The organism is Micromonospora sp. 067-2 (genome assembly GCF_046549295.1).
Classification (GTDB): Bacteria; Actinomycetota; Actinomycetes; order Mycobacteriales; family Micromonosporaceae; genus Micromonospora.
Genome location: NZ_JAJPWB010000004.1, coordinates 569,138 through 590,953, shown reverse-complemented (window position 1 = coordinate 590,953; position 21,816 = coordinate 569,138). Strand labels below are relative to the sequence as shown.

General features: G+C 71.0%; 24 protein-coding genes. 14 read left to right on the top strand and 10 right to left on the bottom strand.

The features are described 5' to 3' along the window. Positions 1-78: 78 nt before the first annotated feature. Entirely contained in the window at positions 79-1,059 is a 981-nt protein-coding gene (holA, locus tag ACLJN9_RS12550; RefSeq protein WP_410811459.1) for a DNA polymerase III subunit delta, read from the top strand. Then, positions 1,056-1,475: a hypothetical protein gene (locus tag ACLJN9_RS12545; RefSeq protein WP_410811391.1), complete on the top strand. Its 420-nt coding sequence runs from the start codon at positions 1,056-1,058 to the stop codon at positions 1,473-1,475. The genes holA and ACLJN9_RS12545 overlap by 4 nt, the downstream gene beginning before the upstream one ends. Before the next feature lie 131 nt (positions 1,476-1,606). Here the strand turns inward: ACLJN9_RS12545 and rpsT are convergent, their stop codons facing one another. Further along, a complete protein-coding gene (gene rpsT, locus ACLJN9_RS12540; protein ID WP_410811390.1) occupies positions 1,607-1,873 on the bottom strand; it encodes a 30S ribosomal protein S20 in 267 nt (88 codons plus the stop codon). A 182-nt stretch (positions 1,874-2,055) separates the two neighbouring features. Then, complete coding sequence (locus ACLJN9_RS12535; RefSeq protein WP_410811389.1) at positions 2,056-3,048, bottom strand: phosphotransferase; 993 nt, start codon at positions 3,046-3,048, stop codon at positions 2,056-2,058. A gap of 61 nt (positions 3,049-3,109) precedes the next feature. On the opposite strand from ACLJN9_RS12535, the gene ACLJN9_RS12530 reads away from it, so the two are divergent. The 7 genes from ACLJN9_RS12530 (at position 3,110) to ACLJN9_RS12500 (ending at position 10,188) form a co-directional block, all read left to right on the top strand. After that, entirely contained in the window at positions 3,110-3,646 is a 537-nt protein-coding gene (locus tag ACLJN9_RS12530; RefSeq protein ID WP_410811388.1) for a DUF4240 domain-containing protein, read from the top strand. A gap of 115 nt (positions 3,647-3,761) precedes the next feature. Next, complete coding sequence (gene lepA, locus ACLJN9_RS12525; protein WP_410811387.1) at positions 3,762-5,639, top strand: translation elongation factor 4; 1,878 nt, start codon at positions 3,762-3,764, stop codon at positions 5,637-5,639. A 391-nt stretch (positions 5,640-6,030) separates the two neighbouring features. Beyond that, on the top strand, positions 6,031-6,315 hold the full coding sequence (locus tag ACLJN9_RS12520; RefSeq protein WP_410811386.1) for a GlsB/YeaQ/YmgE family stress response membrane protein: 285 nt from the start codon (positions 6,031-6,033) through the stop codon (positions 6,313-6,315). 268 nt (positions 6,316-6,583) lie between these two features. Next, positions 6,584-6,868, top strand: a complete 285-nt coding sequence (locus ACLJN9_RS12515; RefSeq protein WP_410811386.1) for a GlsB/YeaQ/YmgE family stress response membrane protein — start codon at positions 6,584-6,586, stop codon at positions 6,866-6,868. 223 nt (positions 6,869-7,091) lie between these two features. After that, positions 7,092-8,378: a sugar ABC transporter substrate-binding protein gene (locus ACLJN9_RS12510; protein ID WP_410811385.1), complete on the top strand. Its 1,287-nt coding sequence runs from the start codon at positions 7,092-7,094 to the stop codon at positions 8,376-8,378. Beyond that, positions 8,375-9,361 carry a carbohydrate ABC transporter permease gene (locus ACLJN9_RS12505; RefSeq protein ID WP_410811384.1) on the top strand — a complete coding sequence of 329 codons (987 nt, stop codon included), beginning with the start codon at positions 8,375-8,377 and terminating at the stop codon, positions 9,359-9,361. Before ACLJN9_RS12510 ends, ACLJN9_RS12505 begins: the two co-directional genes overlap by 4 nt. Next, positions 9,358-10,188 (top strand): carbohydrate ABC transporter permease, encoded by an 831-nt coding sequence (locus ACLJN9_RS12500; protein ID WP_410811383.1) that lies wholly within the window; start codon positions 9,358-9,360, stop codon positions 10,186-10,188. The genes ACLJN9_RS12505 and ACLJN9_RS12500 overlap by 4 nt, the downstream gene beginning before the upstream one ends. 36 nt (positions 10,189-10,224) lie before the next feature. Here ACLJN9_RS12500 and ACLJN9_RS12495 read toward each other — a convergent pair whose 3' ends face one another. Together ACLJN9_RS12495 and ACLJN9_RS12490 are read right to left on the bottom strand one after the other, a co-directional pair. Next, positions 10,225-10,539 (bottom strand): winged helix-turn-helix domain-containing protein, encoded by a 315-nt coding sequence (locus ACLJN9_RS12495; RefSeq protein WP_410811382.1) that lies wholly within the window; start codon positions 10,537-10,539, stop codon positions 10,225-10,227. Beyond that, entirely contained in the window at positions 10,536-11,018 is a 483-nt protein-coding gene (locus ACLJN9_RS12490; RefSeq protein WP_410811381.1) for a hypothetical protein, read from the bottom strand. The genes ACLJN9_RS12495 and ACLJN9_RS12490 overlap by 4 nt, the downstream gene beginning before the upstream one ends. 140 nt (positions 11,019-11,158) lie before the next feature. On the opposite strand from ACLJN9_RS12490, the gene ACLJN9_RS12485 reads away from it, so the two are divergent. After that, positions 11,159-11,800: an MOSC domain-containing protein gene (locus ACLJN9_RS12485; RefSeq protein ID WP_410811380.1), complete on the top strand. Its 642-nt coding sequence runs from the start codon at positions 11,159-11,161 to the stop codon at positions 11,798-11,800. A gap of 70 nt (positions 11,801-11,870) precedes the next feature. Here the strand turns inward: ACLJN9_RS12485 and ACLJN9_RS12480 are convergent, their stop codons facing one another. The 3 genes from ACLJN9_RS12480 to ACLJN9_RS12470 all read right to left on the bottom strand — a co-directional run bounded on the left by ACLJN9_RS12480 (position 11,871) and on the right by ACLJN9_RS12470 (position 14,855). Beyond that, positions 11,871-12,773, bottom strand: coding sequence for a phytanoyl-CoA dioxygenase family protein (locus ACLJN9_RS12480; protein ID WP_410811379.1), 903 nt, complete (start codon positions 12,771-12,773; stop codon positions 11,871-11,873). A gap of 220 nt (positions 12,774-12,993) precedes the next feature. Beyond that, positions 12,994-13,848, bottom strand: a complete 855-nt coding sequence (locus tag ACLJN9_RS12475; protein WP_410811378.1) for a hypothetical protein — start codon at positions 13,846-13,848, stop codon at positions 12,994-12,996. Positions 13,849-14,045: 197 nt separating this feature from the next. Then, entirely contained in the window at positions 14,046-14,855 is an 810-nt protein-coding gene (locus ACLJN9_RS12470; RefSeq protein ID WP_410811377.1) for an enoyl-CoA hydratase-related protein, read from the bottom strand. A 19-nt stretch (positions 14,856-14,874) separates the two neighbouring features. On the opposite strand from ACLJN9_RS12470, the gene hemW reads away from it, so the two are divergent. After that, entirely contained in the window at positions 14,875-16,098 is a 1,224-nt protein-coding gene (gene hemW / locus ACLJN9_RS12465; protein WP_410811458.1) for a radical SAM family heme chaperone HemW, read from the top strand. Between the two features lie 67 nt (positions 16,099-16,165). Here hemW and ACLJN9_RS12460 read toward each other — a convergent pair whose 3' ends face one another. After that, entirely contained in the window at positions 16,166-16,798 is a 633-nt protein-coding gene (locus ACLJN9_RS12460; protein WP_410811376.1) for a DUF4870 domain-containing protein, read from the bottom strand. A 200-nt stretch (positions 16,799-16,998) separates the two neighbouring features. Between ACLJN9_RS12460 and hrcA the strand changes: the two genes are divergently transcribed. From hrcA to ACLJN9_RS12445, 3 genes are all read left to right on the top strand, one after another. Beyond that, a complete protein-coding gene (gene hrcA, locus ACLJN9_RS12455; RefSeq protein ID WP_410811375.1) occupies positions 16,999-18,021 on the top strand; it encodes a heat-inducible transcriptional repressor HrcA in 1,023 nt (340 codons plus the stop codon). Between the two features lie 73 nt (positions 18,022-18,094). After that, positions 18,095-19,240, top strand: a complete 1,146-nt coding sequence (dnaJ, locus tag ACLJN9_RS12450) for a molecular chaperone DnaJ (RefSeq protein WP_172899204.1) — start codon at positions 18,095-18,097, stop codon at positions 19,238-19,240. Positions 19,241-19,263: 23 nt separating this feature from the next. Further along, positions 19,264-19,998: a 16S rRNA (uracil(1498)-N(3))-methyltransferase gene (locus ACLJN9_RS12445; RefSeq protein WP_410811374.1), complete on the top strand. Its 735-nt coding sequence runs from the start codon at positions 19,264-19,266 to the stop codon at positions 19,996-19,998. An 11-nt stretch (positions 19,999-20,009) separates the two neighbouring features. On the opposite strand, the gene ppk2 is transcribed toward ACLJN9_RS12445, so the two are convergent. Further along, the gene (ppk2, locus tag ACLJN9_RS12440) at positions 20,010-20,921 is read right to left on the bottom strand and encodes a polyphosphate kinase 2 (RefSeq protein ID WP_410811373.1); all 912 of its coding nucleotides are present in this window, start codon (positions 20,919-20,921) and stop codon (positions 20,010-20,012) included. 72 nt (positions 20,922-20,993) lie between these two features. Next, complete coding sequence (locus ACLJN9_RS12435) at positions 20,994-21,755, bottom strand: SDR family NAD(P)-dependent oxidoreductase (protein WP_410811372.1); 762 nt, start codon at positions 21,753-21,755, stop codon at positions 20,994-20,996. Positions 21,756-21,816 lie beyond the last annotated feature (61 nt).

Sequence of the window (21,816 nt, the reverse complement as noted above, 5' to 3'; positions counted from 1 at the left end):
CGAGTTTTGCACTGAGTGCGGGCTCCGCCGCTTGAACGGTGGATGACCAGGCACGATCCCACGGTGGGCCGTGCGAATATGGGCGGCGTGACCCCCGCCGGCCTCGCCCCCATTCTGCTCGTCCTCGGTGACGAGGAACTGCTCGCCACGCGCGCCGTGAGCGAAGCTGTCGAGAAGGTCCGCGGCATCGATCCCGAGGTTGACGTCCGGGAATACCAGGGCGCCGCGCTCACCGTCGGCGAGATCGCCGAGATGCTCAGCCCGTCGTTGTTCGGTGGGCGACGGCTGCTGATCCTGCGTTCCGGCCAGGACGCCCGCAAGGACCTGGTCGCCGCGCTGCTGGCATACGCGGAGAACCCCGACCCGGAGGTCCAGCTACTGGTGCTGCACCTGGGCGGCGCCAAGGGCAAGGCGTTCGCCGACGGACTGCGGGCGGCGGGCGCGACGGTGATCCCGGCGGTGAAGCTCAAGGGGCACCGCGACCGGGTCACCTTCGTCCGCGACGAGATCCGCCGGCTCGGCGGCAGGTGCACCGACGACACCGCCGAGGCGCTGATCGCGGCCGTGGGCAACGACCTGCGCGAGCTGGCCGCCGCGTGCTCCCAACTGATCGCCGACACCGACGGTCGGATCGGCGCCGACACCGTAGCCCGCTACTACCGAGGCCGGGTCGAGGTGACCGGCTTCACGGTTGCGGACGCCACCATGGTCGGTGACGTGCCGGCGGCCCTGGAAGCGCTGCGCTGGGCTCTGCACGTCGGGGTCGACCCGGTGCCCATCGCCGACGCCCTGGCCGACGGGGTGCGCACCGTGGCCCGGGTGGCGTCGGCCGGGCGCGGCAACCCGTACCAACTCGCCAGCAGCCTCGGAATGCCGGCCTGGAAGATCGAGCGGGCGCAGCGGCAGGGGCGAGGCTGGACGCCCGACGGTCTGGTCCGGGCCATGCAGGTCGCCGCCGAGTGCAACGCGGCCGTCAAGGGCGGCTCGGACGACCGGGCGTACGCCCTGGAACGCGCCGTCTTCTCGGTCGCGGCGGCGCGGCAGGGCACCAACCGGTGACCGGGCCGAACCGTACGGCGTGGGCCACCATCCAGGCCGACGAGGAGCGCTACCGGCCGCTCTACGCGCGGTTGCTCGGCCTGCGGTTCGTCAACCCCGGTGGGGTGCTCTGCTTCCTCTTCTTCGAGGGCACCGTCGCGCTGGCCGTGCTGCTCGCCCTCGCCGAGCTGGTCACCTGGTGGGCTGTGCTGGTGCTGCCCGCGGCGGTGGCGGCGATGGTCAAACTCAACGACATGGTGGCCGCGATCGTGGTCCGCTCCGCCGCGCTCGTGCCCGAGCAGGAACGGGACCGCTTCCGCCGGCAGAGGGAGCCGGTGGTCGGCCGGGCCCAGGTCGAGTGGCTGCCGCACGCCGTGCCGGGCATCGTGGTGACGGTGGAGAGGCCAACCACCTCGCACGCGATCGACCCGCAGTAGACCGTGGAGCGAAACGGCCCCTGCGGGGGCAGTTTCCCGCCACGATCTCGGGGGCGGGCGGGTTGCGGCTGGACACACGGAAGCCCCGGACCGGAGTCCGGGGCTTTCCGAATCAGTCTGACGGCAAATCGTCAGGCGGAGAGAGCCACCACGCGCTTGGCGATCGCCGACTTGCGGTTCGCAGCCTGGTTGGAGTGGATCACGCCCTTGCTGACGGCCTTGTCCAGCTTGCGCGAGGCGTCCAGCATCAGCGCGGTGGCCTTCTCGACCTCACCGGCCTCGGCAGCCTCGTGGAACTTCCGGACGGCGGTCTTCAGCGACGACTTGACCGACTTGTTGCGCAGCCGGGCCTTCTCGTTCTGCCGGTTGCGCTTGATCTGGGACTTGATGTTCGCCACGCGACAGCCTCGTCTTGATAGCTCGGGTTGGTCAGCTTGTGCGCGGGATGACGAACATGCGTCATCGCTGCGCGAAGAGCCAGGCTACCAGGTCGCCCGCGACGAGCCAAAACGGCTCGTCGGCAGCGCCGGTCACCCGGCCCGTCGGCGACCAGACTACGCCCTCCGACCCCTCCGGCCGGTCACCACCAACCCTGGCGGTGGGCGAGCCAGTCGAGTGCCTGCTCACCGCTCCACCGCTGGTGCGCGCGCAGGTGCGGCGAGGCCGTCACGGGCGCTGCCGCCTCGGCGCCGGTGAGGTGGTAGCCGGCCAACGCGGCCAGGGTGGCGTCCAACGCGTCCTCGGGTGCGCCCGCGGTCGCCGGGTGCGCGGCGAAGAGCCGGTCCGCGTCCAGGCCGCCGGCGTACGCGGTGAGCAGCAGGCCGGCCAGATCGAACCAGGCCGGCCCGTGGCAGACCCACGTCCAGTCGCAGAACCAGGCCCGGCCGTCCGCGTCGACGAGCACGTTGTCCACCCGCAGGTCACCGTGGATGAGACCGGTCGCGTCGGCGGCGTACCCGGGGAGGCGGGTCTCCAGCGCGACCAACTCGCGGAGGCGGTCCCGCGCCGGGGGTGGCAGCGCCGGCGTCGGCTCCCGACCGGCGGCGACCTCCGCCCACCACAGGATGTCCGACCGCGCCAGATCGGCCAGGTGCGGCAGGCCGAGCGCGGTCAGCCCGGCCGGCGGGTCGGCCAGCGCGGCGGCGAGACCGGCGTACCCGGAGAGGGTGGCGTCCAGCTCGGCCGGCACCCAGGGCAGCCGGGGCGTGTGGCCGTCGACGGCGTCGGTGCAGAGCACGAACCAGCCAGCCTCGGACAGCGTCCACCGGGGGCGGGGCGCCGGCAGGCCGGCCGGCAGCCGGTCGAGGATCGCGGCCTCCCGGGCGTACCAGTCGACCAGGTGCGGTTGCTCGGCGGAGGCCGCGGCCTTGACGAAGGCCCGGCCGCCGTCGGCGGTCTCGAGGACGGCGGCGAAGCCGCGGGTGAAGCCCGCGCCGGCGACGCGGGCGGTGACCACCGGCGCGCCCAGCCGGTCGACGACCGCCTTCCGCAGCGCCGCCGGCAGAGCCGGCCACGACGGCCGCAGGGCACTGGCGTGGTACGGCACCGGAGGCAACGGCGTGGGGGACGACACCCCACCATGCTGCCCCGGGGTGCGTGCGCGGTGCGCGGCGACACTGCGAGACTGCCAAGCCATGAGGACCGAGGACTTCTGGGAGTTGATCGACCAGGCCCGCGCTGGCGGCGGGGGAGAACCGGGGCCGGTCGCCGCACGGGCCGTCGCGCTGCTCGCCGAGCGTGACCCCGAGGACATCACCGGGTACGCCCGCCACCAGACGCGGGTGCTGGCCGCCTCACACAAGGTCGACCTCTGGGGCGCGGCGTACCTGATCAACGGCGGCGCGTCCGCGGACGGCTTCGAGCACTTCCGGGGCTGGCTGATGACCCAGGGCCGGGCGGTCTTCGCCCGCGCGGTCACCGAGCCGGATTCGCTGGCCGAGCTGCCCCAGGTGCGGGCCGCGTCGCTCAGCGGCGAGGAGTTCTCCGCCGAGCAGATGCTGGCGGTGCCCTGGGACGCGTACCGCAAGGCCACCGCCGTGGAGCTGCCGGCGGACCGGGAGCCGGTGCGCGCACCGGACCTCAACGACTTCTGGGACTTCGACGACGAGGAGGAGGCCCGCCGCCGGCTGCCCCGGCTGGCCGCGCTGTTCGTGGAGCCGCCGATGGAGTGAGGGTCCTCGGGCCGATCCATCGCCCGCGCAGCGGGTGTACCCCGGCGGCGTGGGAACATGGAGGGGGTCGGCGGCGCGCCGGCCTGTTTCCGTCAGCCGACCAGAACGGACCGCTGTGCCACCGAAGCTCGATCCCGGCGCGAACGCCCCTGGTGCCACCGACCCCGGTCGCATCCGGAACTTCGGCATCATCGCCCACATCGACCACGGGAAGTCGACCCTGGCCGACCGGATGTTGCAGCTCACCGGCGTGGTCGACCCGCGGCAGATGCGCGCCCAGTACCTGGACCGGATGGACATCGAGCGCGAGCGCGGCATCACGATCAAGAGCCAGGCCGTCCGCATGCCGTGGACCATCCGCGAGGGCGAGCGGGCCGGTGAGCACGCGGTGCTCAACATGATCGACACCCCGGGGCACGTCGACTTCACCTACGAGGTGTCCCGGTCCCTCGCGGCCTGTGAGGGGGCCGTGCTGCTGGTCGACGCCGCGCAGGGCATCGAGGCGCAGACCCTGGCCAACCTCTATTTGGCCCTCGAGAACGACCTGCGCATCATTCCGGTGCTCAACAAGATCGACCTGCCGGCCGCCCAACCGGAGAAGTACGCCGAGGAGCTGGCCCACCTCATCGGCGGCGATCCCGCCGACTGCATCCGGGTCTCCGGCAAAACCGGCGAGGGCGTTCCGTACCTGCTCGACGAGATCGTCCGGCAGTTCATCCCGCCGGTCGGCGACGCCGCGGCGCCCGCCCGGGCGATGATCTTCGATTCGGTGTACGACGTCTACCGCGGCGTGGTCACCTACGTGCGGGTCATCGACGGCCGGATCAGCGCCCGCGACCGGATCAAGATGATGTCCACCGGGGCGGTGCACGAGCTGCTGGAGATCGGCGTCATCTCACCGGAGATGGTGAAGGCCGAGGCGCTGGGTGTCGGCGAGGTCGGCTACCTCATCACCGGCGTGAAGGACGTCCGGCAGTCCCGGGTCGGTGACACGGTCACCATCAACACCCGGCCGGCGCGCGAGGCCCTGGGTGGCTACAAGGACCCGAAGCCGATGGTCTACTCCGGCCTCTACCCGATCGACGGATCGGACTACCCCAACCTGCGCGAGGCTCTGGACAAGCTCAAGCTCAACGACGCCGCACTGGACTACGAGCCGGAGACCTCCGGCGCGCTCGGCTTCGGCTTCCGCTGCGGCTTCCTCGGCCTGCTGCACCTGGAGATCATCCGGGAGCGGCTGGAGCGCGAGTACAACCTCGACCTGATCTCCACCGCGCCCAACGTGGTCTACCGGGCGATCACCGACGACGGCGAGGAGATCGTCGTCACCAACCCCAGCGAGTACCCGACCGGCAAGATCGCCGAGGTGTACGAGCCGGTGGTTCGGGCCACCGTCCTGACGCCCAACGACTACGTGGGCGCGGTGATGGAGCTCTGTCAGGGCCGGCGCGGCAACCTGCTCGGCATGGACTACCTCTCCGCGGACCGGGTCGAGCTGCGGTACACGCTGCCCCTCGCAGAGATCATCTACGACTTCTTCGACCAGTTGAAGAGCCGGACCAAGGGCTACGCCTCACTCGACTACGAGCCCTCCACCGAGCAGGCATCCGACCTGGTGAAGGTGGACATCCTGCTGCACGGCGAGCCGGTGGACGCGTTCAGCGCCATCGTGCACAAGGACAAGGCGTACAACTACGGCGTCACCATCGCCGCGAAACTGCGCACCCTGATCCCGCGCCAGCAGTTCGAGGTGCCGATCCAGGCAGCCATCGGCAGCCGGGTCATCGCTCGGGAAACCATCCGGGCGATCCGCAAGGACGTGCTCGCCAAGTGCTACGGCGGTGACATCAGCCGTAAGCGCAAGCTGCTGGAGAAGCAGAAGGAGGGCAAGAAGCGGATGAAGATGGTCGGCCGAGTCGAGGTGCCGCAGGAGGCCTTCATCGCCGCCCTCTCCTCCGACTCCGGCGACGGCAAGGCAGCCGGCAAGAAGTAGAAGCCCCCGGCACCCGGGGGCCGGACTCACGACCGGTACACCGGCCGGGCCGGTCGCACCAGGTCGGACCTTCCCGCGCCGGTGTGCGGGCTTCGAGCGCCGGGTGCTGGCGGCTTCGCCGGCTCGTTACGTTGCGGGCTGGGTGCTGCACCGGTGATGACACCAGCGGCGCGAAGAATTTTTCTGGATCCTGTCGAGGGGTCGGCGTTACGGCAAAAGGCCCCCTACCTGGGTCGACGCGTTCGCGCGCCAATCGACGCACTCCCCGTGCATCGACGTGAGCCGCCTTCTCTGAAGATGAGTCGGTTTGGATTTTCGGTGGGTCGGGAACTTAGCGGTCACGACAGGAAGCACACATTGTGTGTCAGACATTCTTAGAAGGAGGGCGACCGTGGAGCTCACCGTGTGGGGCATCATCACTGCCATCGTTGTTGGTCTCATCGTCGGCGCGCTGGGCCGCCTGGTCGTTCCGGGCCGTCAGAACATGCCGATCTGGCTGCACCTGCTGATCGGTGTGGGGGCGGCCCTGCTGGGCACGGTGATCGCGCGGGCCGTCGGCATCGCGACGGAGACCGACGGTATCGACTGGACCGAGCTGCTGGTGCAGGTCGTCGTGGCGGCCATCGCGGTCGCGCTGGTGGCCGGTGTGGGTCGTCGCCGCAGCGTCACGCGATAACACTCCCCAGCACCACCCGTACCACCGCACCACTTCCGATGGGCGCCCGACCGACTGGTCGGGCGCCCATCGGCGTTCCCCACCGGGTCGGCGGTCGGTCCGCCGGCCGGCCTCGCCGCTGGGCGGTGTGGGCGGCCAGCGGTGGAACCGGCCCGCGTATACCCGATCGTGATCATCTGTCGGTTTGGGATTTTGGTGGGTCGGGAACTTAGCGGTCACGACAGGAAGCACACATTGTGTGTCAGACATTCTTAGAAGGAGGGCGACCGTGGAGCTCACCGTGTGGGGCATCATCACTGCCATCGTTGTTGGTCTCATCGTCGGCGCGCTGGGCCGCCTGGTCGTTCCGGGCCGTCAGAACATGCCGATCTGGCTGCACTTGCTGATCGGTGTGGGGGCGGCCCTGCTGGGCACGGTGATCGCGCGGGCCGTCGGCATCGCGACGGAGACCGACGGTATCGACTGGACCGAGCTGCTGGTGCAGGTCGTCGTGGCGGCCATCGCGGTCGCGCTGGTGGCCGGTGTGGGTCGCCGCCGCAGCGTCACCCGGTAACGACCCCGCAGCACCGCACCACGGAAAGAGCGCCCGGCCATCGGCCGGGCGTTCTTTCGTGCTGGAGTGCCCGACTTCGCCTCCGACGCCACAGCGCCGTGCGCCGATCCCCTGCGGTACGGTCGCCACGCCTCCGCCGATCCTCCCACTGTCGTAAAGGAAATCTTCGTACTAAGGTGCGGCGTGGAAGGTTAGTTCCAGGCGGCGCGAGGGGAGAAATGGCGTGAACAGGTGGAAGCGGCTGGCCCCGGTCACCGCCGTGGTGGCCTCGGCCGCGATGGTGCTGACCGGCTGCGGAGACTCCGGAGAAGACGCGGCCGACAACAGCAAGCTGACGGTCTGGATGATGGGCGAGGGCGGCCAGGCACAGAACGCCTTCCTTGACGGGGTCGAGACCGAGTTTCGGCAGAAGCACCCCGACACGGACGTGGTGGTGCAGTACATCCCCTGGCTCGAGGCGCCCAAGAAGTTCCAGGCCGCGCTGGCCGGCGGTGCGGGTCCGGACATCACCGAGCTGGGCAACACCGAGACCCAGGGCTGGGCCGCGCAGGAGGCGCTCGCCGACGTGACCGGGCGGATGGGCGGCTGGGCCGACGGCAAGGACCTGCTGCCCGGCCTGGTGCGCAACGCGCAGCTCGACGGCAAGCAGTACGGCGTTCCCTGGTACGCCGGTGTGCGGGCCATCTACTACCGCACCGACTGGTTCGCCGAGGCGGGTGTGCAGCCCCCCAAGACCTGGGATGACCTGGTTACGGTGGCCAAGACGGTGCAGGCGAAGAAGCCGGGCACCTATGGCATCGCCCTGCCGGGCAACTCCGAGCTGCCCTTCTACTCCTTCCTCTGGGGCGCCGGCGGCGAGATCGCCAGCAAGCAGGGCGACACCTGGAAGTCCGGCTACACCACGCCGGAGGCGCAGCGGGCGGTCAAGTTCTGGACCGACCTGGTGACCGTCCACAAGGTCGCCCCGCCGGCCGCGGCGGGCTGGAACGAGATCGACGCCCGTACCCAGTTCGCCACCGGTAAGGCCGCGATGGCCTTCGCCGGCAGCTGGCAGCAGAATGCCATCAAGAAGGACAACCCCGAGATCGCGAAGGTCTGGGGTACGTTCCCGATCCCCGGCCCGGACGGCAAGGCGGCACCCGGTTTCGCCGGCGGCTCGGATCTGGGGATCTGGAAGGACAGCGAGCGCCAGGACCTGGCCTGGGACTACCTGACCGTGCTGCTGAACAAGAAGAACTCGCAGAGCTTCGCGAGCAGCCTCGGCTTCTTCCCGGTCTACCAGGACCTCGTCGCCGGTGACACGTACGCCAACGACAAGGTCATGGCAGCGTTCGCCACCACCATGCAGAACACCAAGCTCACGCCGCTCACCCCGAAGTGGGTGGAGGTCAGCCGCACCAAGACGGTGACCCAGGCGATGAACAGCTCGGTCATGAAGGGTCAGAAGACGGTCGAGAAGGCTACCGCCGACGCGGCGGCCGAGATGGACAAGGTCCTCAACGAGAAGTGACCGCGCTGACAAGAGCCCCGGAGACGGCCGCCGCGCGGGAGACCCCCGCGCGGCGGCGTCGCCGGGTGGACCGCCTGCCCTACCTGCTGCTCCTGCCCGCACTGGCGATCATCGGTGTGCTGCTGCTCTGGCCGCTCGGCCAGGTGGTGACGATGTCCTTCTACCGGTTGAACAGCGTCCGGCAACTGCGCGGCGACCGGGAGTGGCCCTGGGTGGGGCTGGGCAACTACACCGAGATCCTGTCTGATCCGTTCTTTCTGACCGTGCTGCGCAACACCGTCCTGTTCGCCGCGGCCAACGTTCTGCTCACGATGGTCCTCGGCACCCTGGTCGGGCTGCTGCTCAACCGGCTCGGTCGCAGGATGGCGACCTTCGTGGCCAGTTGCGTGATGCTCGCCTGGGCCACCCCGGCGCTGACCGGGACGATCGTCTGGAAGTGGATCTTCGACGACACGAGCGGCCTGGTGACCTGGCTGTTCAACGCGCTGCCCGACGCGCTCTCCAACGGCCTGTTCGGCCGCAGCGACTGGACCGGCTACGGCTGGTTCAACTCGCCGCTGCTCTTCTTCGCCATCCTCACCCTGGTGGTGGTCTGGCACTCGTTCCCGTTCATCGCGGTGAGCGTGCTCGCCGGGCTCAGGAGTGTGCCGAGCGAGCTGCACGAGGCGGCCCGGGTGGACGGCGCCAGTCCGTGGCGGGTGTTCTGGAAGATCACCTTTCCGCTGCTGCGCCCGGTCTTCGGGATCCTGATCGTGCTCTCCACCATCTGGGACTTCAAGGTCTTCACCCAGCAGTTCGTGTTGGCCGGGGGCACCCAGGACCGGCCGACGTTCATGCTGTCCATCTACTCCTACGCGGAGGCGTTCTCGCCACCGCCGAAGTACGGCCTCGGCGCGGCCATCGCGGTGATCCTCACGGTGATCCTGCTCGTGGTCACCGGCTTCTACGTACGCATGGTGCTCAGGCAGGAGGACGAGTCGTGAAGAAGGTCGCCCTCAACGCCGCCGGGCTGCTGGTCGCGCTCTTCGCGGCGTTCCCGGTCTACTGGATGATCTCCACGTCGTTGAAGCCGAGCAGCGAGATCTTCTCGGCGACGCCGCAGCCGGTGCCGACCCACCCGACGCTGACGCACTACCGGGAGATCCTGACCGGCAACCTGATCCCCGGCGTGAGCTTCCTCGACTTCTTCCTCAACAGCGCTCTGGTCGCGGTCTCGACGGTGGTGCTCAGCGGTCTGGTCGCCCTGCTCGCCGCGACGGCGGTGGCGCGGTTCCGATTCAAACTGCGGACCAGCTTCCTGATCATGCTGCTGGTGGTGCAGATGATCCCGCTGGAGGCGCTGGTCATCCCGCTGTTCCTGATGATCCAGCGGCTCGGGCTCTACAACACCCTGCCCAGTCTGATCCTCACGTACCTCGGCTTCTCGCTGCCGTTCGCGGTCTGGATGCTCCGTGGCTTCGTCGCCGCCGTGCCCAAGGAGTTGGAGGAGGCGGCGGCCATCGACGGGGCCAGCCGAGCCCAGACCTTCCGCCGGATCCTCTTCCCACTGGTGGCACCGGGGCTGGTGGCGACGAGCATCTTCTCCTTCATCACCGCCTGGAACGAGTTGATCTTCGCGCTGACGTTCATCAACGACCAGGGTCGCTACACGCTGCCGGTGGCGATGACCTTCTTCTTCGGAAGGGACGACACCAACTGGGGGCCGGTGATGGCCGCGTCCACCCTGTTCACCCTGCCGGTCATCCTCTTCTTCCTCCTGGTGCAGCGGCGGATGGTCTCCGGTCTGGTCGCCGGCGCCGTCAAGGGCTGACACGTCGACCGGGTAGGACCGCGTCCGGCCTGTGCGTCAGCCGCCGGGCAGGAGGGTGGACCCCGCGCGGGCGACGATTTCCTGCAACGCCACCACATGCCCGTCGAACGCCGCCCGGCCGGCCCGGCTCAGGGCCGCCGAGGTACGCGGGCGCTTGCCCACGAAACTCTTGCGGATCTCCACGTAGCCGGCCTGTTCAAGCGTGGTGAGCTGCTTGGACAGTGCCGAGTCGGAGAGCCCGAGCTGCTCGCGCAGATAGCGGAACTCGGCCCACTCGGTGGCCGCGAGCAGGCTCACGAGCGACAGCCGCGTCGGTGCGTGGATCAGCTCGTCGAAACGGGCGGTACTCACCGGCCGCCACTGACGAGCGGTCGGGCGGTCATCACCCGACGAAGGTAACCCATCATCGGATGCCCGGTAGCGGTCATCGCGCCGGCGGTGGTCGCCGCGCCGACCGTTGCCGGCCAGCTCATGCCGGCCGCCTCGGCGGCGAATCCAGCGCTGAGGCCGAGCGCGACCAGGGCGAGCACATAGCCGACGATCGCCGTTGCGCCCCGTACACCGATCAGGCTGTTGCGGACCTGGGCCCGGTGCAGCAGCGCGACCCGGGCCACGGCGGCGGCCAGGCCGATCGCGTACGCCACCGAACCCACCGCGACCAACCACGGCCGGCGGCTCTCCACGGCCGCGGTGAAGGCCGTCATGAGCCCGCCCAACGTGGGCCAGTACCAGTCGGGGACGAGGGTGGCGGTGACCGCCTGGTCGCGGCGAGCCTGGATCTCGGCGAGAGCGTCGGCGGCCGCTGTGGGGGTGAGGCCCGACTCGGTCATGGCTGCTCCTTGAGGGGAAGGTGGCTGCTGTCGTGGCTCCTGGTAAAGAGCACACCACTCACTTGCCTAATAGGCAAGTACTTTCCTTCGTTGACCAAGTGGGTACGTCCGGGTGCCGACGCGCCACTAGGCTGATGGTCATGACGGGCAGGGTGGCAGCGGTGAACCTCGGCGTGGTGACCGAGGCGCAGTGGGCCGGCGACGCGAGTGGTCGCAGCGGCATCGACAAGCGACCGGTGGACGGGCCGGTGCTCGTGCGGGCCGGCGGCCTGGCCGGTGACTTCATCGCCGAGCGGGCCCACCACGGTGGGCCGGACAAGGCCGTCTACGCGTACGCCGAGGAGGACGCCCTCTGGTGGGCGGGTGAGCTGGACCGGTCGATCCGCTCCGGTGGCTTCGGCGAGAACCTGACCACCTACGCCGTGGACGTGACCGGCGCGGTGATCGGCGAGCAGTGGATGGTCGGGACGGCGGTGCTCCAGGTGACGATGCCGCGTACCCCGTGCACCACGTTCGCCGGCTTCTGGGGAGTGCGCGACCTGATCCGGCGGTTCACCGTGCGGGCGACGCCCGGGGCGTACCTGCGGGTGCTCCGAGAGGGCGAGGTGGGCGCCGGCGACCCGGTCGAGGTGTTGGACCGCCCGGCCCACGGGGTGACCATCGGCGAGGTGTTCCGAGCCAGGACGTTGGAGCCGGAGTTGCTGCCCCGGCTGCTCGACGCCGACGACCTGCCGGAGCAGATCCGCGAGAACGCGCGCCGCCGGCTCGACAGCCGCGCCTGAGGACCACCCCCGAAAAACGCGGGAGAGCCCCTGCCGTCGTGAGATGGCAGGGGCTCTCGTGCTGATCGGCTCAGCGGAGCCAGGGGACGCTGCGGTCCAGCCGGCCGCGCTCCTTGAGCTCCTTGCGCAGCGGGATCTCGTCGTCGACGTACCCGTCCCAGTTGATGCCCCAGTAGTTCGCGGTGTGGGTGCCCTCACCGATCAGCTGGCGCTGCACGGGCGTGCGGTTGCGGTACCACTCGCCGTCAAGGTCCGGGTGCAGCTCGTCCAGCGGGCGGATCCACCGGTAGGTGTAGCCGACGAAGAGCATCTTGCGGGTGATGGCCGACAGGTTCGTCGATCGGGAGTGCCACTGCCGGCGGTCGAAGATGAAGGCGTCGCCCGGGTTGGCGGTGATCTCCACCGTGCCCTCCGGGTCGGGGTTCTGCACGGTGAGGTCCGCCGGCCGGGGCAGCGAGTTCTTCAGGTGGCTGCCCGGGATGACCTTGGTTGCGCCGCGACCGGTCTCGGAGAGGTCGGAGAGCACGTACGCGACCTTCAGCGAGAACATCGGCCGGGGCAGGTTCGGGTCCATCGTCTCCGGGTCGGAGTTCTGCCGGTACCCGTCCTGGTGCCAACCCCAGTACGGCTTCTCCGGCTCCAGGGCCGGGGGAGTGACGTCCAGGTGGTTGTGGTGGGTGTAGATGTTCCAGCCGGCCAGCCCCCACATGTACGGGAAGGCGATCGGGTGGGTGAGCAACTCGCCGAAGAGTTCGTCGCGCTCCAGGAAGCCCAGCAGGTGCAGGGTGCCGTCCTTCTTGGTGTTGCCCTTTGCCTGCTCCTCCGCGTAGACGCGGTCGACTGCCGCCTCCAGCGCCGCCCGGTGGTCCTCGGTCAGGACGTTGCGCAGCAGGAGGAAGCCCTGCTCGTGGAACTCCTTGCGGTCAGTGTCGCTGATCGGTTCGTAGCCGGTCCGGTCGCCGTAATCGAACACCGCGTCGTACCCCTCCCCATGAGGTGAAACCATTTCTGGCACAGGCCGCCGATCGTAACGCGATCACCTCGGCGGCGGGGAGGGCGTGCGGCCGGATTGCTTCGCCGGCGGACCATGTGCAGCGCTATCGCTCCGGTGCGTCAGATTTCCGTGATCGATTACCGCTTGCATAGGCTTTTGTCCGATTGTGCGGTGACTGCCGGTTAGGAGATCCGGGCGCTCACCCCTCGGCGAACACCTCGGCCACCACCTGGCCGGCCGCGCCGTGCTCGCCGGCCACCCGCCCCCAGGTGCCGTCCCGGGCGGTCCATTCCTGGTCGCCGAAACGGACCCGCTTCACCCCGTGGTCCTGGGCGTTCGAGACCAGCCAGTGCGCGTACCGCCAGCCGTCGCGCTGGTCGCCCGCGGTCACCGCCAGACCGGTCTGATCCGTCGTGTCCGTGCCCGACAACCCCCAGTCCAGCACCAGGTTGCGGGTGAGCTGCGCGACCGCGGCCGCACCGTGCATCACCGGGGTACGCCCCACCGTGCAGGCGACCGCGCCGGTGGCCTCGCCCAGCAGTGCCCGGCTGAGCACCTCGGAGTTGTCGGCCCACTTCTGGTACGCCTCGGGGAAGGCCGAGCGCTGCACCCGCTGGGCGGCGTCGGTGACCCGCATCTTCTCCCAGCCGCGCACCTTCTTCAGCGCCGCGTAGAAGCGGTTCGCCGCGTAGCGCGTATCGCGGATCTGCGTGGGAGTGCCCCAGCCCTGGCTCGGGCGCTGCTGGAAGAGACCGACCGAGTCACGGTCGCCGTCGGGAAGGTTGCGCAGCCCGGACTCCTGGTAGGCGGTGGCCAGCGCGACCACCACGGCCCGCTCCGGCATTCCGCGCTGGGTGCCGATAGCCGCGATGGTCGCCGCGTTGGCCATCTGGTCGGCGTCCAGGGCGACCCTGCCGTCGGCCTGGACGGTGCACTTCCGTGCCGACAGCGGCAGCTGCAGACGGTCCCCGACCTGACGTACGACGAGCCAGACTGCGATCACGGCGACGAGGATGAGAACCACTCCACCCGCCACGGCTGCCCGAGTTCGCACTCACACCCCCAGATCGACAGTCCCACAAGCGTACGTCCCCGTTGGCGTCGTCCGAGTCGTCCGACCGATTCGGGGCCCGCCTGCCGGCCCGTACCGATCGGCGACGTTCCCGCTACGGCCGCGATCTCACCTGCCGCGACCACCCCTGCCACGACCAGCCGTCGCCGACCAGCCGTCGCCGACCAGCCGTCGCCGACCTAGCCGGCATGATCGGAGTGACCCCCGTCCAGAGCGGCCACCCATCGAGTCAGTCTTTTGTCCCGGAACGCCGCCACGCCCTCCCGCCCCTCGTCGGAGAGGAAGAAGCCGATCGACAGGGCGGACAGCCGGGCCAGCTCGCCGCGCAACTCGGCGGTGCCCGGTCGGCGCAGCAGTTCCTTCGCGCCAGCCAGCGCTCCGGGTGCGCCGCGCACCAGCGAGTCGCAGTACCGGCTGACCGCCGCGTCCAGCTCGTCGGCCGGTACGGCGGCGGTGACCAGACCGATCTCGGCGGCCCGCCGGCCGTCGAAGGTGTCCCCGGTCAGATACAGCTCGGCGGCGGCGCGGGGGTGCAGCCGAGGGAGCACGGTCGCCGAGATCACCGCCGGGATCACCCCGATCCGCACCTCGGTGAAGGCGAACGTCGCCTCCTCGGCGCAGACCGCCAGATCGGCGGCGGCGATCAGGCCCAGCCCGCCGGCCCGTGCCGGACCGGCCACCCGCGCCAGCACCGGCTTCGGGCACTCCCAGAGCGCGGCCAGCACATCGCCGAGCACCGCGGCCGGCACCGTCCCGCTGGCGTACGCCGCCGCGGTCTCCTTCAGGTCCGCGCCGGAGCAGAAGACCGGGCCGGTGTGGTCGAGCACGATCACCCGGACCGCCTCGTCGGCGACCGCGTCGGCCAGCCCGGCCAGCAGCTGGGTCATCAGGCTGCTGGAGAGCGCGTTGCGGTTGTGCGGGCTGTCCAGGGTGAGGGTGGTCACCCCGCGGGCCGTGGCGACCCGCACGAGAACGTCGGGAGAGGTCATGCCGGGCACACTAGTGGCCATGCCCGGCGTCCTTCCAGATGGTGAGACCGTCCCCGTCGACGGATCGCTGCCCCCCGCCGCCACCGCGGCGGTCGGCCAGCGCGGCTTCGGCGTGTACGTGCACGTGCCCTTCTGCGCCAGCCGCTGCGGCTACTGCGACTTCAACACGTACACGGCGAGCGAGCTGGGCGGGGGCGCCAGCCGCGAGGGGTACGCCGACACCGTGCTCGCCGAGCTGGCACTCGCCGCCCGGGTCCTCGGCGACACCCCACCGCCCCGGGTCGACACGGTCTTCGTCGGCGGTGGCACGCCCACCCTGCTCCCGGCCGACGACCTGGCCCGCATCCTCGACGGCATCGACCGCACCTGGGGGCTGGCCGCCGACGCCGAGGTGACCACCGAGGCCAACCCGGAATCGGTCACCCCGGAATCGCTGAAGCTGCTGCGGGCCGCCGGCTACACCCGGATCTCGCTGGGCATGCAGTCCGCCGCACCGGGCGTGCTGGCGATCCTCGACCGCAGGCACAGCCCCGGGCGGGCCACCGCCGCAGCCCTGGAGGCGCGCGACGCCGGGTTCGAGCACGTCAACCTGGATCTGATCTACGGCGCTCCCGGGGAGCGGGCCGAGGACTTCGCCGCCTCGCTGGAGCAGGTGGTGGCCGCCGGGGTGGACCACGTCAGCGCGTACGCCCTGATCGTGGAGGACGGCACCCGGCTGGCCGCCCGGATGCGTCGCGGCGAGCTGCCGTACCCCAGTGACGACGTCGCGGCGGACCGCTACCTGGCCGCGGAGGCCGCCCTCGACGCGGCCGGCCTGTCCTGGTACGAGGTCTCCAACTGGGCGCGCACCGACGAGGCCAGGTGCCGACACAACCTGCTCTACTGGACCGGCGCGGACTGGTGGGGCCTCGGCCCGGGGGCGCACAGCCATGTCGGCGGGGTGCGCTGGTGGAACGTCAAGCACCCGTCGGCGTACGCGCAGCGGCTGGCCGGTGGCGCGTCGCCCGGCCTGGCGCGGGAGGTGCTCACGGTCGACGAGGCGCACATGGAGGACGTCATGCTCCGCCTGCGGCTCGCCAGTGGGCTGCCGCTGGCGGTGCTCGACGCCACCGGCCGGGCCGGCGCCGAGCGTGCGCTGGCCGACGGCCTGCTGGCCGCCCCGCAGTACGCTGCCGGCCGGGCGGTGCTCACCCTGCGCGGCCGGCTCCTCGCCGACGCCGTGGTCCGCGACCTGCTGCCCTGAGCGGCCCGCCGCCCCCGGCTCGGCTCGGGCGGTGCGCCGGGCCGGCCGGGGGAGCGGCCGACCCGGGTCACTTGATGAGGTTGACGGACAGCGGGTAGCGGTAAGGGGCGCCCTCGTTGGCCTTGATCCCGGCGATGATGCCGAACACGGCACCGAGGATGATGGCCGCCCCGACTCCGATGAAGCCGATCAGGATGCAGGACAGCACCCAGCCGACCAGGCCGACGATCGACCAGATGAGCTGGAAGTTGAGCGCCGAGACGGCGTGCGCCCGGACCGTCGGGGACTGGTTGCCCCGGGCCAGCAGCGCCACCAGGGGGCCGATCCAGCCGAGCACGCCGCCACTGACGATCATTCCGGCGGCGCCGCCGAAGTGCGCGACCAGCGCCCAGGTCTTGTCCTCGTTGTTGGCGAAGCCACCACCGGACGGGCCGTAGGCACCGCCGGTCGGATACCCGCCAGGGGAGTGGCCGCCGGGCGGTGGGTAGCCACCAGCCGGAGGGTAGCCGCCCGACGGCGGTTGGTCACCGGTGGGCGGCGGATAGCCACCGGCCGGGGGATAGCCGCCCGGGTCGGATGCCCCGGACAGTGGTGCGGTGGGCGGCTCGTACGGGGCGCCCGGAGGCGTCGGCGCCGAGGTCGGGTCCGACGGAAAGGCGCCAGGGTCTCCCGAACCGGGAGGGCGAGGTGGTTCAGTCATGGATGTCACGGTAAGGGCCCGTGGCAACGCCGCACCAGAGCGACACCGCCGGGCCGGCCCGGCTGAACGGACAGCGACAACCTTGATCATCGCGCCGGCGGGTACGCCGACGTAGACTGGCACTCGTTACAGTCGAGTGCCAGGACGGCCCGCCGACCCCACCGTGGTCGGCGGCCGACGTGCGACAGGAGGTGCGGAGGATGGGTCTCGACGACCGGAAGCTCGCCGTGCTCCGCGCCATCGTCGAGGACTACGTCTCCACCCAGGAGCCCGTCGGCAGCAAGGCGCTCGTCGAGCGGCACCAGCTCGGTGTCTCCTCGGCCACGGTCCGCAACGACATGGCCGTGCTGGAGGAGGAGGGCTACATCCGGCAGCCGCACACCAGTGCCGGTCGGGTGCCCACCGACCGCGGCTACCGGCTCTTCGTGGATCGACTGTCCCGGGTCAAGCCGCTCAGCCCGGCCGAGCGCCGGGCCATCGAGCGCTTCCTGGTCGGCGCGGTCGACCTCGACGACGTGGTGCACCGCACCGTGCGGCTGCTCGCGCAGCTGACCCGCCAGGTGGCCGTCGTGCAGTACCCGAGCCTCGCCCGCTCCTCGGTCCGGCACCTGGAGCTGGTGCCGATCTCCACCACCCGACTGATGCTGGTCATGATCGCCGACACCGGGCGGGTGGAGCAGCGGCTGGTGGAGCTGCCCGGGCCGGTGCCCGCCGACGACGTCACCGACCTGCGCCGGCTGGTCAACGAGAAGCTCGCCGGGGCCCGGCTGTCCGACACGCCGCCGCTGGTGCAGGTGCTGGTGGAAGAGGCCCCGGCCGAGCTGCGGCCGACGATGACGACCCTCGCCACCGTGCTGCTGGAGACGCTTGTCGAGCGGCACGAGGAGCGGATCGCGCTGGCCGGCACCGCCAACCTCACCCGCGGCGGTCTGCTCGACTTCCAGGGCTCGCTGCGGCCGATCCTCGAGGCGCTGGAGGAGGAGGTCGTCCTGCTCAAGCTCATCGGCGAGACCGAACCGAGCACGACCCGGGTGCTGATCGGCGACGAGAACGAGTTCGACAACCTGCGCGCCGCCTCGGTGGTCAGCACCGGGTACGGCCCGGGCGCCACGATCGTGGGCGGCCTGGGGGTGCTGGGGCCCACCCGGATGGACTACCCCGGCACCATCGCCACGGTGCGCGCCGTGGCACGCTACGTGGGCGAGCTGCTGGCCCAGAACTGACCAGTCAGGGCCGGCGGCCGGCTGCGGCCGCCGACCGGCGCAACGCGAGACGAACATGAGGACACGGAACGCAGTGGCCAGGGACTACTACGGCATCCTCGGTGTGAGCCGGGAAGCCTCCGACGACGAGATCAAGCGCGCCTACCGCAAGCTGGCGCGCCAGTTCCACCCGGACGTCAATCCGGACCCGGAGGCACAGGAGAAGTTCAAGGACATCAACGCCGCGTACGAGGTCCTCTCCGACGACCGGAAGCGGCAGATCGTCGACCTGGGCGGCGACCCGCTCGCACCGGGTGGCGGCGGCGCCGGCGGTCCGGGCGGTCCGGGAGGGGCCGGCCCGTTCGTCGGTTTCCAGGACATCATGGACGCGTTCTTCGGCGGCGCGGCAGGCGGCGCCCGTGGCCCGCGTCCGCGCACCCGGCCCGGCGCCGACGCGATCCTGCGACTCGAACTCGACCTGCACGAGACGGCGTTCGGCGTCGAGGCGCCGATCACCGTCGACACCGCCGTGCTCTGCACCACCTGCTCCGGCGCCGGTACGGCCGCCGGCACGCACCTGGCCACCTGCGAGGCGTGCGGCGGCCGGGGCGAGGTGCAGTCGGTGCAGCGCACCTTCCTCGGTCAGGTCGTCTCCGCCCGGCCGTGCACCGTCTGCCAGGGCTACGGCACCACCATCCCGCACCCCTGCCCCACCTGTGCCGGCGACGGTCGGGTCCGCACCCGCCGCTCGCTGACCGTCAAGATTCCGGCCGGCGTCGAGGACGGCATGCGGATCCGGCTGGCCCAGCAGGGTGAGGTGGGCCCGGGTGGCGGCACCGCCGGTGACCTCTACGTGGAGATCCACGAGCGGCCGCACGACGTGTACTCCCGCAAGGGCGACGACCTGCACTGCCGGGTCACCGTGCCGATGACGGCGGCGGCGCTCGGCACCCGGCTGACCATCAAGACACTGGACAGCGAGGAGACCGTCGACGTCAAGGCCGGCACCCAGCCGGCGAGCACCCTGCGGCTGCGTGCCCGCGGGGTGCCGCACCTGCGTGGCACCGGCCGCGGCGACCTCTACGTGCACCTGGACGTCCGGACTCCGACCAAGCTCGACCCGGATCAGGAGAAGATGCTGCGCGACTTCGCCAAGACCCGTGGCGAGGAGGTCGCCGAGCTGACCAAGCAGGGCGGCTTCTTCTCCCGGATGCGCGACGCGTTCAACGGCCACGCCTGACCGGCGCGGCTAGCCTGATCATCGTGTCCGCGCCGCTGTTCCTGGTCGAGTCCCTGCCCACCTCCGACGCGCTGACCCTGGACGGGCCGGAGGGGCACCACGCCGCCACCGTGCAACGGCTACGGGTCGGCGAGGAGCTGCTGCTCGCCGACGGCCGGGGCGGCACGGCCGCCGCCGTGGTCACCGCCGTCGGCCGGGGCAGCCTGGAGCTCACCGTCACCTCCCGGGGGTACGCCGACGCGCCCGTACCCCGGCTGGTCGTCGTGCAGGGCATCGCCAAGGGCGACCGGGGTGAGCTGGCCGTGCAGGCGATGACCGAGGCCGGGGTCGACGAGATCGTGCCCTGGGCGGCGTCCCGCTCGGTGACCCAGTGGCGCGGCGACCGGGGCGTACGGGCCCGGGAGAAGTGGGTGGCCACCGCCCGGGAGGCCGCCAAGCAGGCCCGCCGGCCCTGGCTGCCGGTGGTGGCCGGTGCGCCGGACGAGCCCACCGCGACGGTGGCGCGTCGGATCGCCGGCGCCGCAGCCGGGTTCGTGCTGCACGAGGAGGCCGACGAGCGGCTGACCACCGCCGAGTTGCCCGCCACCGGTGAGATCGTCCTGGTGGTCGGCCCCGAGGGTGGCATCGACGCCGCCGAGCTGACCGCGTTCCGCGAGGCCGGCGCCCGACCCGTACGGCTCGGGCCGGCGGTGCTCCGCACCTCCACCGCCGGTGTGGCAGCGCTCGCGGTGCTCTCCACCCGACTGAACCGCTGGTAGTTCCTCGGGCGTCACGGGCGGGGGAAGACTGGGACTATTTCCTCTTCGGGGTTCAGGTCCAGGCCGGCTGGGCCGATGATCAGCGGGTCGGGTGTGCCCACCACCTCGGGGTCCTTGTCGGTGTAGTCGAAGCGGTGCAGCACGTGCCGGATCGCCTCGATCCGGCCCCGCTTCTTGTCGTTGCTCTTCACCACCGTCCACGGTGCGTCCGCGGTGTCGGTCCAGAAGAACATGGCCTCCTTGGCCTCGGTGTACTCGTCCCACCGGTCCAGTGAGGCGATGTCCATCGGGGACAGCTTCCACTGCCGCACCGGGTCGACCTGGCGGATCGCGAAACGGGTGCGCTGCTCGTCGCGGGACACCGAGAACCAGAACTTGACCAGCCGGATGCCGGAGCGCACCAGCATCCGTTCCAGCTCGGGCGCCTGACGGAGGAACTCCAGGTACTCCTTACGGCTGCAGAAACCCATCACCCGCTCCACGCCGGCCCTGTTGTACCAGGACCGGTCGAACAGCACGATCTCACCGGCCGCCGGCAGGTGCGCGAGCCAACGCTGGAAGTACCACTGGCCGGCTTCCCGTTCGTCGGGCTTGGTCAACGCCACCACGGATGCGCCGCGCGGGTTGAGGTGCTCCATGAACCGTTTGATGGTGCCGCCCTTGCCGGCCGCGTCCCGACCCTCGAAGAGGATCACCAGCCGCTCGCCCGACTCCTTGATCCAGTCCTGGAGTTTCAGCAGCTCGATCTGGAGCAGCCGCTTGTGGTGGTCGTACTCGTCGCGGTCCATCCGCTCGTCGTACGGGTAGGTCTCGCGCCAGGTCTCGACGGGGGTGCCGTCGGGGCGCAGCAGCACCGGATCGTCGTCGTGGCCGTCGACCACCCGGTAGTCGGCGGAAAGGTCCAGCAGCGTGGAGTCACCCATGGGGGCAAGACTTACCCGCCGTCCCACCGACGGCCACCTTTCGGCCCCGGTGATTTGCCGCGGATCCCCGGATCAGCTGCGGAGGTAGGAGGCGCCGTTGAGGTCGATGATGGTGCCGGAGGCCCACTCGGCCTCTGGTGAGGCCAGCCAGTGCACCGCGGCGGCGATCTCCTCCGGGCGGGCGACCCGGTCGAACGGGCTCTGTGCACGGATCGCCGCGCCGCTCTCGCCGCGCAGGTGCTCGGTGGTCATGTCGGTCGCCACGAAGCCCGGCGCGACGGTGGCCACCGCGATGCCGTACGGCGCGAGTGCCACGGCCAGGGACTGACCCAGGGCGTTCAGCCCCGCCTTGCTGGCGCCGTACGCCGGCTGTTGTGGCTCACCGCGGAACGCGCCACGGGATGAGACGTTGACGATCCGGCCGCCGCGCTCCCGCATGTGCTGGGCGGCGCACCAGGTGACGTTGCCGGCGCCGGTCAGGTTGGTCTCCAGCACCTGCCGCCAGCGCTGCTGCCACTGCTCGTAGGAGGCACCGAAGATCGGGTGCGGGTCGTCCCGGTCGCCGTACACCCCGGCGTTGTTGACCAGGACGTCCAGCCCGCCCAGCAGCTCGGCGGCCCGGTCGACCATGGCGCGTACGGCCTCCGGGTCGGTGAGGTCGGCGCGGACCACCACGTGCCCCGCCCCGGGCAGTTGCGCGCGCAGCTCCTCGGCCGCGTCCGCCGAGTCGCGGTGGTGGATCGCCACCCGGTCGCCGCCGCCGGCGAACGCCGTCGCCACCGCCCGTCCGATCCCGCGCGAGGCCCCGGTCACCAGTACCGCCCGATCCGTCATGCAGGGCATCCTGCCCTAGCCGGCTGTCCTGCTGACAGGCCGGCGGCGCACGCTGCGCACA